The organism is Paenibacillus pabuli (assembly GCF_039831995.1).
GTDB classification, from domain to species: Bacteria; Bacillota; Bacilli; order Paenibacillales; family Paenibacillaceae; genus Paenibacillus; species Paenibacillus pabuli_C.
In genome coordinates, this window is record NZ_JBDOIO010000003.1 from 844,635 (window position 1) to 857,905 (window position 13,271).

Sequence of the window (13,271 nt, forward strand, 5' to 3'; positions counted from 1 at the left end):
AGGACGAATAGCATGCCAACCCTATTGTATATTACTGCCCATCCACACGATCATGAGACCTCCTTCAGTATGGCCACAGGTCAAGCATTTATAGATGCATACCGGAAGAGCAATCCTTCGGATGAGGTTGTGCATCTTGATCTGTATCGCTCCAATATTCCGCATATTGATGCAGATGTGTTCAGTGGCTGGGGAAAACTCCAATCGGGCAGTGAACTAACAGCGGAGGAGCAATCCAAAGTCACCCGCCTGAATGAGCTATCAGATCAGTTTGCATCTGCTGACAAATATGTTTTTGTTACTCCGATGTGGAATTTCTCTTTTCCCCCGATCATGAAGGCTTACATCGACTCCATCTGTGTGGCTGGCAAAACGTTCCGCTATACGGAACAAGGTCCGATCGGACTTTTGACGAATAAAAAGGCACTGCATATTCAGGCGCGCGGCGGTATATATTCCGAAGGTCCTGCAGCTCAAACGGAATCCGGGCATCGCTATCTGAGCATCATTATGTCCTTCCTCGGTGTTCCTAAGCTGGATGGGATTTTCGTTGAAGGCCACAACCAGTTCAGAGAACGGGCGGATCAGATTAAACAGGATGCAATTGAACAGGCTCGTACAGTTGCGAAGCAGTTTTAACGACGGAATAGAAACAGTAAAGCCCGCTGAGTGCCCATGTAATTACTAAAGGGCGCACTCAGCGGGCTTTTATATAATTGAATGATATCTACTACTTATTGTTGACCGGCGCTGGCACGACTTATGGTTTCAAGCTTGCGGGTTATGGCATTACGGTCCACTTTCAACCCCCAGAGCATTTCAGCAATTTGCTCTTTCTCTTCAGGAGAATCCGCATGTTTGAGCTGCATCAGGAGATCGTGCATCTGCTCATTAATCCCTTCAAACTGGGTCCAGAGATCCTGTCTTACTTCTTGAGAATCCAAGTGACGATTAGCATCCACTTCTTCTTTTAGTGATTGCAAAATGGAGTTTTTCCACTCTTCATCACCTAAATGTGTAGCTATATTCAGGAGATCCAGATAATCGTCAACAAGAAGTGAGTTTAATTCAGCATGTGTTTTCATCGTTTATTGCATCCCCTTTTCGTCTGTTTACCAAGTATTATACTCGGTTTTTCGGGATATGCAATAGGTGTCGGAAAAAGTTGCGGCTTCTTGTTTTTATTGTCGAATCCTGACTAAATGTAGCGAATAATGCCCGATACTTATATTATGACTTGAGTTGTTGTAACAGCTGAACCCGATACGCTTCACTCTCCAAAGATTGGATCTCCTTATATTGTTCAGCTGTAAGGATCTTGGGCTCACCAGCTGCCTTGGCAATCATGTACACTTTTGCACTTTCCTCCACCACTTGGGTCCGATAATAGGCTTCACGCAAATTTTTCCCTGTCGTGACCAGTCCATGATTTACGAGAATAAGGGCCGAATGGGACTCCACCTTAGCAGCGACTGCATCGGCAAGCAGTTTGGTCGTGGGAAGAACGTAAGGAATGAACCCGATATCCCCTACAAGTGCAGACTGATCGGGAAAAAGGTGAGGCAGCTCATCGTACACGAGGCTCAAGGCAATCGTATATGCAGGATGCGTATGAACAATTGCTTGAATATCAGGATTCACGCGATAACTGTACAGATGCATTAACACTTCTGAGGAAGGACGTGTTGATCCGGCGCGGGTTTCTCCTGTCCCGATATCCACCGCAATCCATTCCTCCGGTTCAATATCCTCAAGTGCATAACCACTCGGAGAGAGAAGCATCGTCCCCTCTGAACGGGCACTCAAATTGCCTCCAGGGCCAACCACGAGCCCCTGAGCTACCGACTTACGGGCATATTTGGTTAGTTCTTCTCTTAACAGCTGCTCAGTCATGAGTTTCTCCACTCCTTCGACTTCTTTTTATATAAAACCCTCCGCTAACCGCCCATTCAGTTTTTGATAGATTCCATAGGCTTCCTGCCATGGCAGGCAATCCTCTGGCTCATAGGTTTCCGGTGCGAAGGAAGCCTTTACAATCTCACGGACCTCTGACAAACTGCTTACTTCACCATGTGCCATGAACTGCAGCATGCAATTCCCGGCCGAAGTTGCCTCCACAGGTCCTGCTACAACAGGAACACCGGTTGCATTGGCCGTGAACTGGCACAGTAAACGATTCTGTACTCCTCCGCCGACCATGTGAATGACGTTAGGTCTACTACCCGTAACAAGTTCAAGTTCATCTAGTGTCTGCCTGAACTCCAGTGCCAGGCTCTCCAAAATGCAGCGTACAGTTGCTCCGATCGTTTCCGGAGCAGTTTGCATGCTGGCAGTGCACTGCTGGCGTATTCGCTCAGGCATATCACCGGGCGTTAAATATATCTCATCCCCCGGAAGGATAAAGCTTTGAAGCGCTGGGGCGGAGGCAGCGAGTTGAACCAGTTCCTGATGAGTGAACATGTTATTTTCCCGTTCCCATTGCCTTTTGCACTCCTGCAGCAGCCAAAGACCGGATCGATTTTTCAAGGTTCTTGTCTTGCCACTGACCGTTCCTTCGTTCGTGAATCCCAATCTTCGACTGCGTTCATCCAATACTGGCGAATCACGTTCCATGCCCATTAATGACCACGTTCCACAGCTGATAAAAGCAAAGTTCGGATCTGACGCAGGAATAGCTGCGAGTGCTGATGCTGTATCATGCGAGCCCACCGATATGACTTGCATGGGTTCGATCCTTAACTCCGAGCACAGATCATCCGTTAACCGTCCCAGCACGGTGCCTGGCCGAGCAATGGGGGGAAAGAGTGTCTCAGGTAAACCGAGGCGGCCAATCAGTGATTCATTCCAGCGGTCCTCTCCGGCATGCAAAAGTCCGCTTGTGCTGGCAATTGTGTATTCACAGGCCAGTTGTCCCGAGAGATAAAAATGAAACAGATCCGGCATGAACAACATCCGCATATCGGGTACTAATTCAGCGTTGTCCCGTAAGCTACCAACCAATTGGAATACCGTATTAATCTGCTGAGGCAGGACGCCTGACATGGTATATAGATCTTCTTCATTAACTAAAAGCAGCGTCTCTTTCATCCACTTGGCATTACGCGATTCACGGTAATGACGGGGATTCCAGCATAATCTTCCCGCTCCATCCACCAAACCATAATCAACGCCCCATGTATCGACGGCTATCGAACGAACCGGATTAGTCAGTCCCTGCGTGCCCTTTACAATGCCCTGCTTAAGTTCATGGAACAATCTGAGAAAATCCCAATACAATCCGTCCGCAAGCTGGACAGGATCATTACTGAATCGATGTACTTCATGTAACGAAAGCATTTCACCGTCAAAACTCCCCCTAACCACCCGGCCGCTTCCGGCACCATAGTCAGCAGCAAGCACATGGTTTGCCTTATTTCCCATCTCTCTTGCCTCCTTTTTTTGGAAGAACGCCACATTCTGAATAGCAGATTATGGCGTCTGACAGGATAGTCTAACGGTATAACGGGCCAAACACGCTGCAAGCACGATAATCTGCACTTTCCGGTTCGCTTGTTCCAAATAACCCCCATGCTCGTGGACGGAATATCTCCGACTCAGGAACATTGTGCATACTCACCGGAATCCGTAGGATTGAAGCCAGAGTAAGGAGATCTGCTCCGATGTGTCCGTATGAGATCGAGCCGTGGTTGGCGCCCCATTGGTTCATGACTTCATACACAGAGGTAAAGGCACCTGCTCCTGTTAAAATCGGGGCAAACCATGTGGATGGCCAAGTCGGATCTGTCCGCTGATCCAGCGTATCATGCACTTCATCAGGAAGATCCACGGTGTAACCCTGTGCGAGCTGTAATACAGGACCAAGACCCTTAACCAGATTAAGGCGTGTCATTGTAACTGGCATACCGCCTTTGGTCAGGAAATCAGCGGAGTAGCCGCCCCCTCTAAAATATTCTACGGAGGCAGGTCTCCATGACGTCGACTGCAGGCAGCTCTGAACTTCTTCATCTGTAATTTCCCAGAAAGGCTTAAGGGCTGGATGGCCATCTATGGATTGCTGTCCAGTACCGTCAAGTGCTGCGGAGCCCGAATTGATCAGATGCAGAATGCCATCCTTCGCTCTCCCCTCCAATTGGTGTCCAGTCACTCGTGCTACCGAATCCGGACTCCAATACGTACGTACATCAGCAAAAATTTGAGCTGTATGGGTGAGCAGCGAGCCGAACAGCATGGACACTCCATTGAGACTGTCATTTTCTGTAGCGACCAGATAAGGTGAACGTTTACCGTTCCAGTCAAACGATGAATTCAGAATCGACTCCAGGAAATCGCCGTTAGGCGAATGATCCGTCCATTGCCGCTGTCCCTGGAAGCCAGACACAATGGCGTGGTGCCCCATCGATTCTTCAGTAAAACCGAGCTCTGCCAATCTTGGATTGCCTGCCATCAGATCACGTACGATCTGAGTCATTTTCACAACGGTTTCCCATTCATACTCTTTGCGCTTCCGGTCTGTCTGAAGATGGGATGGGTTGTTATCCGGTCCTTCAATGCAGTTCTCTTTTACCCAAGCCATCGCCAATTTATATTCTTCGGGATCATAGATCTCTTCCTCAATCCGCCGGGTCAGCTCGCTCATATCCACATATTCGTTCCTCATCCCGAGATATTCCTGGAAAAAGGAATCGTTCACAATCGATCCGGCAATCCCCATGGATACCGAACCAATGGACAGATATGCCCGACCCTTCATCGTAGCGGCTGCAAGCCCCGCCCGGCTGAAGCGAAGCAATTTCTCACGAACGTCTTCTGGAATGGTTGTATCCCCGCCATCCTGAACATCCTCGCCGTAAATCCCGAACGCCGGAATGCCCTTCTGAGCATGGGCAGAGAGTACGGCTGCCAAATAGACCGCCCCAGGCCGTTCCGTCCCGTTGAAACCCCAGATGGCGGTTGGAATGGATGGGGACATATCCATCGTTTCCGTTCCATAACACCAGCATGGGGTAACGGTAATCGTGACCCCCACATTGGAACGATTGAACAGCTCAGCCGCTGCTGCTGCTTCGGCCACACCGCCAATACAGGATTCGGCAACGACGCATTCGACCGGGGAACCGTCCGGATAACGCAGTTCTGCAGTGAGCAGTTCAGCTACCGAAATTGCCATGCGCATCGTCTGTTCCTCCAGAGATTCACGGACTCCCTTACGTCTGCCGTCAATAGTGGGGCGAATACCAATCTTGGGAAAAGCCTGTTTATAACGGTAATCCTGATGTGTCATACTAAAACGTCCTCCTTCAGTTGGTTTCTGGATAGGTACGAATTGATTTCACGTTGTCTTTCAGGATGCATTAATACGGTCTGTTCATGGAGAAGTACTCCCGATACCCATGGGTACACCAGTCGAAGACAAGAAATAAACTAAATTTTGAATGCGTTTACAAATTAGAATCTTACAAAAATCCACTCTATGTATGGATCACAATGATGTAGTCCTGTCTCTCTCGGAGCACATGGTTAGAGCGGAAAAAGAACGGATAAAGTAACATGTTCACGATGAAGAAAATCGATCTTTTTACCATTTGGGTTATCGGTAACCCTAACATAGCATGCACCCATATTGCTGTCAATCGGCATTTTCCTATAGAATGGTAAGACTATGTTATGAGAGGTTAGATTCTATTGATCACTATTTATGATATTGCCAAGAAAGCCAATGTTTCTGCCATGACGGTCTCCAAAGTGATTAATCAAACTGGCCGCATCAGCACGGCCACCAGGGAACGCGTACAGCAGGTCATTGATGAACTCGGATACATCCCTAATTCGAATGCACGCAGTCTTGTACTCCAGCGAACACAGATGTTATCCCTGCTGATTACAGATATCACCAACCCATTTTATACGACACTTGCACGCGGCGCCGAGGATGCAGCTAACGCTCGTGGATATCGGCTCTTGTTCGGAAACAGCGATGAAGATTACAACAAGGAAAAGAACTACGTAGAGACAATTCTGTCCACACGTGTAGACGGTGTCCTGTTCGCCCCCGCGGGGGATCGATCTCTCGATCACCTGAAGCAATTACATGAGAGGAACATCCCGTTTGTCATTCTGGATCGCACAGTACCGGGGATTACATCGGATGTAATTGCAGGAGACAGCCGGCAGGGTGCACTTCTATTGATTCGACATCTTACGGAACTGGGTCACCGCCGCATTGCGCTCGTCAACGGTTCTTCCGAGGTATCCACTGCCCGATTACGTGAAGAAGGCTATGCTGAGGGATTACGTGAAGCAGGAGTTAAGGTTGACCCGAAGCTTGTGCTTCGAACGGGTTATCGTGATTTCAGTGACGAGGCTGGAATGGAACAGTTACTTACGCAACCGGATAAACCAACGGCTATTTTCGCAGCCAATAATATGCTCGCGATTGGGGTCATTCGTCTGCTGCGCAAAAGAGGGCTGCGTGTGCCGGAAGACATCTCAGTCGTCTGTTTTGATGATCTGGATCTGGCTTCTGCTTTTGATCCTTTCTTGACTGTAGCTGCGCAGCCTGCCTATGATTTTGGAGCCAAAGGCATGAATATGCTAATCGATAGAATTGAAGGTACCGCGCCGTCTGATTCGCAAACGGTCATTCTTCCATCGGAGCTTCGTATCCGTGCTTCAGCTTCCGTACCGTTAGGGCAGACAGATTCATTGGGATAATGATGGGTCTTACCAGGTTTGCTTTAGATAAAAAAAACAGGACACCAAGGGTTACCCGCTCCTGAGCGTCCTGTTTTCCTGTAAGCTTATTCTTCAACATTTAACCTTCGGACTGCAATGCCAGTGCCACTTCACGTACAAGACCCGGAAACCAGTCCATCAGTGCTTCAAATGTATATCCCGCCTGTTCTGCCTTGGTTGTATCCATCGTCCATGATTCCGAGATCCCAAAGGGCGACATATCCTCCTGAGCTGTTTCGCGTAACACTTGGGACTGCATGCCTGTGACAGTCTCAATCAGATCCATCATGGCAGACAGCGTAATGGAGCCTTTCGAGGCTGCATTTACAGGTCCGATAATCGTCGAATGCCCTAACCAGGCAAGAAATCTGGCCGCTTCCGTTGAATTGATAAATCCAATCTCGGCGTCCGGATTCGGCATGCCGATCGGTTTCCCTTTTTGCACATGTTCAATATGAAAATGCAGTCTTCTCGTGTAGTCGTCTATACCGAGTACAATTGGAATTCTCATCGCCACGACCGGGAAACTTGCTTCCTGAAAGAACACAGCCTCCGCAAGCCGCTTGCCCTCTCCATATGAAAAGTCCTCGTGATTCCCGTATCTCAATGGATACGTGTATGGATCAAAATCCTCTTCCGTGAATCCCGGTTTGGGATCGCCGTACACGGAGAGCGTTGATGTAAGTACATATCTTTGTGTGCGCCCCGCAAAAGCCTCACACGCCGACTTCGCAGCATCCGGCGAGTAACAGATGTTATCGTACACTACATCCCACTGGTCAATCTGTGCTGCTTCAGCTAGAGATTGCGGATCCTCACGATCCATCTTGATCCGGTTCACTTCCGGCCCGAAGTCCACGTTCGTTTTGCCGCGCGTCGCAACGGTAATTTGCGATTTGCCTTCCCACAGCAAATGATCGACCAGACGTTTGCCGAAGAAGCGTGTCCCGCCAAGTATGAGTACTTTTTTCATCCGATAGACCTCCTACCCTCTTCTGGTGTTTCACTTATTATAACGAGGTTTGCAATACTACATCAAATATACCCCGTAGTGCAACAGTTAACGTGTGTTTCAAAGATCGAATGACCTGTTATCACATGACCTAGGATTCGGGTTTTGCAATGATCAGCATGGTATGGGCTTCCTGCTGAAATTCATATGTCGTCCTGATTTCAGTAACACCTAATCCTCGGCTCTCCAGCAAGGATTTGAGCTCATTCATATGTGCATAGCGTTTCCCCGACAGATCGACTGTAGGGAAAATCCGCAGCTCTTGTCTAGTTACGCGCAGCAATTCAAGAATGGTTTGCTCATGGAAACTGAAGTCCAATCGATCTGCATACGTAAACAGAAAATGTGCAGATAAAGTCATATCAAATTGTTCATCAGCGAAAGGCAGCGCGGGAAGCTCGGCATAGATATACTGCTCGGGAAAACTTCTCATATCTGCCGCACAATCCCGAAGGGCGCTCGTTCTTGCTTGCTTCAAACCATTCATTGAACCGAAATAGTCCCACCTGTATCTGTCACGCACCTGTTCCAATTGCTTCAAGGTTTGTTTAACGTCTTCCTGTCCTTTAGATTCCAATTGGTCTATTTCATGTTGGTACGCCGTATCGGCTGCCATGGAATCCGCCCCCTGTCTGCGAGCATGACTGCTGAATGAACATGCCCCGCCCGGACAGTCCAGGATGGATCTGCCATGGAGATCTTCGGGAGTAAGGTTGAACATCAGCATGTATTCCTCATACGTTCGTCCAATAAAAATAATCTTCTCCAATTCAAGACCCAGGCTCTTGTTTGCTTGCTGCTCTTCTCTACTCATCTCGTCTCAGCTCACTTTCCTATAACTTCATTAATCGTTCGGGAAAACCAGACCAATCTGCTTACGGATCTGATCCATCACCTGCATGGTTGCATAGGAGCGCTCATAGGTGTTCATCTCGGATTCCTTTTTCCCCTGCTGAACGAGGTTAACGAATTCCTCCACCTCGTAATACATAGCAGGATAGGTCTGCTCGACTGTCAATGGTTCTACCGTACCGTCATTGTATCGTATTTCCGCATGTTCAGGGGAACCGATCTTATCTATAATGATGCTCCCGCGCTCTCCCATAATTTCGCTTGGTACAAGGGAATTGGAGATTTTGGAGTAAGTCACCACAGCTTCCATCTCATCGTAGCCCAGCAGTACACTGCCTTGCCCGTCGACGCCTGAATCCAGCATGATGGCTTGAGCTTGAACCTGATTTGGCGCACCAAACAGTGTAATTAGCGGGTACAGGCAGTACACACCCAGATCCATTAAAGCGCCGTTGGCAAGTTCTGGTTTGAATGCATTGAGCACAATGCCCTCTTTGTACTTGTCGTAACGGGATGAATACTGACAATAACCCGCGATATATTTGCGCACGGGTCCAATTTTATGCAGATGGGCCTGTACCTTTTTGAACGAGGGAACCAGCGTTGACTTCATCGCTTCCATGAGCACAACGTTGTTCTCACGAGCTGTGTTTATGACATGGGAAACCTCTGCAGCATTGGCAGCAAGGGGCTTCTCACATAATACATGCTTGCCGTTTCTCAGGAACAACGCTGTCTGATCGGCATGATATGTATTTGGCGTAGCAATGTAGACAGCATCTATTGCGTCACTCGCTGCCATTTCCTCCAGGTTAGTGAATCGATGTTTGGCGTTATATTTATCTGCAAATGCACTCGCCTTATCGGCCGTCCGTGAAAAGACAGCTGTTAATTCAAAGCCCTTCACATGTGCTGCAGCTTCAAGAAGCCTTTCTGTAATCCAATTGGTACCTACAACTCCGAAACGGACCATTATTACCTACCTCTTTCATATATGAATTTCGCATGTACATCATCCTGCTCATTGTAGCATATTTCATTCCATGGGACGGAAGCGATCGTTTTCTTCTTGCCATTGAGATCTTGCTTTTTCATGTGAAAAGCTGTTGAACATCTTTCGAACAAGGGTATAATGTGTCGTGAGGTGATCCTATGAAGCTTCGGGAAAATCACGAACCCCTTTCTTTTTCGATAGATAAACCGCAATGGAATGCCGTTATCAGCAATGACGCCTCCTATGACGGGAAATTTTATTACGGTGTCAGGACGACAGGCATTTTTTGCCGACCTTCATGCAAATCCAAAGCACCAAAATACGATAACGTATTGGGTTTCCGTCACCCTGAAGATGCACTAGCGCAAGGCTTTAGACCGTGCAAACGATGCAAACCTACAGGACAGCGTGTTCCTGACCAGGAATGGGTTTCCGTCGTAACGGACTATATTACACATCATTATTCAGAATCTCTTACTCTTGATATGCTCGCCCAGATTAGCCATGGCAGCCCGTATCATCTGCATCGCGTATTCAAGCGGATTACGGGGTTGACTCCCTTTCAATATATTCAGAACATTCGAATAACCGAAGCGAAAAAGCTGCTCGTGAGCACTTCGCTCACGGTTTCAGATATCGGTCGCCAAGTAGGCATTGCCAATCCGGCCTATTTCAGTGCTGTGTTTCGCAAGCTTACAGAGCAGACACCTGCTCAATATCGGGAACAGGGGCAACTCAAATGAAGAAACCCCAATTTTTATATAAAACATCAAAGACACTGTTGAACAAAGGGACCGGTTTCCTTAACGGGTATACACACACGCTTAATCCCTATACGGGTTGTTCTTTTGGATGCTCATACTGTTATGTAAGACAAATGCCTGTTTCCTTGTTCCGCAAGGAGGATTGGGGCAGCTGGGTTGACGTTAAGCAGGATGCTGCAAGCGTACTTGCCAAGGAGCTCAAGCGTGCTCGCTCCAAAGGCAAAGTCACGATATTTATGTCATCCAGTACAGATCCATATCAGCCTGTCGAATATAAGGAACAAATTACGCGTTCACTGCTCGAAGTCATGATCGAGCAACCTCCGGATTTCATATTGGTTCAAACCCGCAGTCCTCTCGTCACACGGGATGTGGATCTGTTGCAGCAATTGGGTGACCGTGTGCGTGTCAGCATGACGATTGAGACGGATCGGGATGATGTTCGTAAGCAATTCAGTCCGGCTGCACCACCCATTGCCGGAAGATTACGTGCACTGGAACAATTAAGGGATGCAGGTATAGCTACCCAGGTTGCGATTGCCCCTGTGCTGCCCAGCAGCGATAACTTCCCTTCCCTCCTTCGGCCTCTGGTTCAGCGTGTATGTATTGATGATTACTTCATGGGGGATGGCAGCCAAGGCAAACGAACCCGCAGACTGGGCGTGGAAAAGCTTTATCAGGAGGTAGGTATGGACGAGTGGTATCAGCCAGAGGCCTATCGCATCGTGGAAGAGCGTATGAGAAAGAAATTTGCGGAACATGAAATCTGGATCAGTCAGGCGGGATTTGAACCTTAGATATGGTAGGTATTCCAGAATAAAGGGCCCTGTCTCCTTAAGCGGAAGACAGGGCTTCTTTGTTTATATTAGCATTTGATAATCGATGTATTATTGATCAAGGGTATATCGTGCCAAACCTTCCGGCAGAGCAGCAGGACGCTGACAGGTGCTTCTCATTTTATAGAAAGTCTGCTCATCGGATGAGTCATGGAATGCCCACATCGCTTCAAGCACATGATAGGCAAGGTCTCCGCTTGCACGGTGAGCGCGGCCACTATGAGCAGCATAAGCCATATCGGCAACACCGATTCCGCGTGTATTTTCCTGATATCCTGGAAGAAGAGGAACCTCCGTCCAATCCTGTTCACCCAGCAATCGGTAACGTACAGGGCCGCCAAACGTATTGGGATCAGGTACCTGCAGCGTGCCGTGTGTGCCATAGATCTCAATTGGTGGCAGTGAGCTTCCTCCAAAAACGTCAAAGCTCGTAATCAGCGTGCCAATGGCTCCCTGCTCAAATTGCAATAGCCCTGCCACATGCGTTGGAATATCAACCGGGATGGTCTGTCCTCTCTTTTTCTCACTCGTTATCGTACGCTCCTCCATCGCTTTGCCTGTCATGCCAGCAATGGAGCTGATTGGACCCAGCAGTTGCACTAAAGCTGTCAGATAGTAAGGGCCCATATCGAACATCGGTCCGCCGCCTGAAGCGTAGTAGAATTCCGGATCGGGATGCCAGTGTTCATGCCCGCGGCTCATCATGAATGCCGTAGCAGCTACAGGCTTGCCAATGACGCCATCCTCCACCAGTTTGAGTGACGTCTGAATGCCTGATCCGAAGAAGGTTTCGGGCGCGCAGCCTACCAGCAATCCTTGGCGCTTGGCTGTTTCCAGTACAGCCTGACCTTCCTCACGTGTAACGGCGAGTGGTTTTTCGACGTAGACATGTTTTCCCGCTTCAAGAGAGCGTAAACAAACATCTGCGTGGACAGCAGGAATCGTTAAATTGATGATCAGTTCAATCTCCGGATTCGCTAACATTTCATCTACCGTGTATACATTTGGAACGTTATAGGCTGCTGCCTGCTCTTCAGCCCTCTTGCGGTCAATATCCGCTACGGCAACCAGATCTAAAATTTCGAATCGATGACAGTTTTCCATATAAATACTGCTGATTTTACCACAGCCAATAATGCCTACTTTCATTGTTTTCATGCAGGTGGGCCCCCTTCAAGCGGATCGGTATTGTGGAATGCTGGTCAAGATTTCCTTTCTAACGTATGACACTTGTTTCATCACATAATGAGCGGAAATTAAGTTTGGTTATCGGCCATGCCTGTGTACACTGCGGCTGATTTGCCTGCTTTATTTTCAGCAACCGCTTTGCCTGCTGCAGCCCATTTGAAGCCACTGCGCATCATTTCAGTGACTTGCTGCATCTCTACGATATCCGCATGATGACCGAGCGAGTTGTAGTACACACGACCAGCACCCCAGCGCTTCGTCCATACAACCGGCATATCCACTGGCCCATTCGCTGAATGGGGACCTTCCACGACCGGAAAACGAGTTGTAGCCAGCACTTCCACTGCAGGGTCAACGTGCAGATAGTATTGCTCGCTTTTCACCTGAAAATCTTCGATGTGGTCCAGCAGCGGACTTGAACCTCGTTTGATATTAACCGTGTACTCCACGCCATCATTGCCCGGGTGCGCAACCCACTGACCGCCGGTCATGAATTGCCAATCGACATTGTTCCGGAACGCATCACACATCCCGCCGTGAATACCTGCGAGGCCAACACCGCTCTGAACGGCAGCCGATACGTTATTCACCAGTTCCTGTTCAATCTGTCCCATCGTCCACAGGGGTACAATCAGATCCAGACCCAGCAGCTTCTCGGCATCCGCATAGGCCTCTAGTGTATTCGAAACCTCGACTTCAAACTGCTCTTCCTTCAAAATGCGTTCAAAAATCGCTGCTACCTGCTCCGGTTCATGTCCATCCCAGCCGCCCCACACAATCAGTGCCTTACTCATCGTTTCATCACTCGCTTTCGAATAGTGTTTTTTCAGATCCTGCAAGTACACCGCTAAAACGCTGATCGTTTGATCTTCACTTCATCTCAAATGCTCCGG

At 48.5% G+C, this 13,271-nt stretch carries 13 protein-coding genes; 4 read left to right on the forward strand and 9 right to left on the reverse strand.

Translation table 11 applies throughout. The annotated features are described in order from the left end of the window. The first annotated feature begins 12 nt into the window (after positions 1–12). Positions 13–639: an FMN-dependent NADH-azoreductase gene (locus ABGV42_RS05935; RefSeq protein WP_347380824.1), complete on the forward strand. Its 627-nt coding sequence runs from the start codon at positions 13–15 to the stop codon at positions 637–639. Between the two features lie 95 nt (positions 640–734). Here ABGV42_RS05935 and ABGV42_RS05940 read toward each other — a convergent pair whose 3' ends face one another. The 4 genes from ABGV42_RS05940 to ABGV42_RS05955 all read right to left on the reverse strand — a co-directional run bounded on the left by ABGV42_RS05940 (position 735) and on the right by ABGV42_RS05955 (position 5,281). Then, the gene (locus tag ABGV42_RS05940) at positions 735–1,085 is read right to left on the reverse strand and encodes a hypothetical protein (protein WP_347380825.1); all 351 of its coding nucleotides are present in this window, start codon (positions 1,083–1,085) and stop codon (positions 735–737) included. Positions 1,086–1,230: 145 nt separating this feature from the next. Continuing rightward, positions 1,231–1,893, reverse strand: a complete 663-nt coding sequence (locus tag ABGV42_RS05945) for a class II aldolase/adducin family protein (protein WP_347380826.1) — start codon at positions 1,891–1,893, stop codon at positions 1,231–1,233. A 27-nt stretch (positions 1,894–1,920) separates the two neighbouring features. Next, entirely contained in the window at positions 1,921–3,420 is a 1,500-nt protein-coding gene (locus ABGV42_RS05950) for a rhamnulokinase (RefSeq protein WP_347380827.1), read from the reverse strand. Between the two features lie 70 nt (positions 3,421–3,490). Then, positions 3,491–5,281 (reverse strand): L-fucose isomerase, encoded by a 1,791-nt coding sequence (locus ABGV42_RS05955; protein WP_347380828.1) that lies wholly within the window; start codon positions 5,279–5,281, stop codon positions 3,491–3,493. A 401-nt stretch (positions 5,282–5,682) separates the two neighbouring features. Here ABGV42_RS05955 and ABGV42_RS05960 point away from each other — a divergent pair, with 401 nt between their 5' ends. Further along, positions 5,683–6,711 (forward strand): LacI family DNA-binding transcriptional regulator, encoded by a 1,029-nt coding sequence (locus tag ABGV42_RS05960; RefSeq protein ID WP_347380829.1) that lies wholly within the window; start codon positions 5,683–5,685, stop codon positions 6,709–6,711. A gap of 100 nt (positions 6,712–6,811) precedes the next feature. Here the strand turns inward: ABGV42_RS05960 and ABGV42_RS05965 are convergent, their stop codons facing one another. The 3 genes from ABGV42_RS05965 to ABGV42_RS05975 form a co-directional block, all read right to left on the reverse strand. Further along, the gene (locus ABGV42_RS05965) at positions 6,812–7,705 is read right to left on the reverse strand and encodes an NAD-dependent epimerase/dehydratase family protein (RefSeq protein ID WP_347380830.1); all 894 of its coding nucleotides are present in this window, start codon (positions 7,703–7,705) and stop codon (positions 6,812–6,814) included. Positions 7,706–7,835: 130 nt separating this feature from the next. Then, complete coding sequence (locus ABGV42_RS05970) at positions 7,836–8,558, reverse strand: SAM-dependent methyltransferase (protein WP_347380831.1); 723 nt, start codon at positions 8,556–8,558, stop codon at positions 7,836–7,838. 30 nt (positions 8,559–8,588) lie between these two features. Further along, complete coding sequence (locus ABGV42_RS05975; protein WP_347380832.1) at positions 8,589–9,569, reverse strand: Gfo/Idh/MocA family protein; 981 nt, start codon at positions 9,567–9,569, stop codon at positions 8,589–8,591. Positions 9,570–9,748: 179 nt separating this feature from the next. Here ABGV42_RS05975 and ABGV42_RS05980 point away from each other — a divergent pair, with 179 nt between their 5' ends. Next, positions 9,749–10,333: a bifunctional transcriptional activator/DNA repair enzyme AdaA gene (locus ABGV42_RS05980; RefSeq protein ID WP_347380833.1), complete on the forward strand. Its 585-nt coding sequence runs from the start codon at positions 9,749–9,751 to the stop codon at positions 10,331–10,333. Beyond that, the gene (locus tag ABGV42_RS05985) at positions 10,330–11,151 is read left to right on the forward strand and encodes an SPL family radical SAM protein (protein ID WP_347380834.1); all 822 of its coding nucleotides are present in this window, start codon (positions 10,330–10,332) and stop codon (positions 11,149–11,151) included. Before ABGV42_RS05980 ends, ABGV42_RS05985 begins: the two co-directional genes overlap by 4 nt. Before the next feature lie 90 nt (positions 11,152–11,241). Here ABGV42_RS05985 and ABGV42_RS05990 read toward each other — a convergent pair whose 3' ends face one another. Both ABGV42_RS05990 and ABGV42_RS05995 read right to left on the reverse strand, forming a co-directional pair. Beyond that, positions 11,242–12,348 carry a Gfo/Idh/MocA family protein gene (locus tag ABGV42_RS05990; protein ID WP_347380835.1) on the reverse strand — a complete coding sequence of 369 codons (1,107 nt, stop codon included), beginning with the start codon at positions 12,346–12,348 and terminating at the stop codon, positions 11,242–11,244. A gap of 98 nt (positions 12,349–12,446) precedes the next feature. Beyond that, positions 12,447–13,172, reverse strand: a complete 726-nt coding sequence (locus ABGV42_RS05995) for a ThuA domain-containing protein (RefSeq protein WP_347380836.1) — start codon at positions 13,170–13,172, stop codon at positions 12,447–12,449. Between the last annotated feature and the right edge of the window lie 99 nt (positions 13,173–13,271).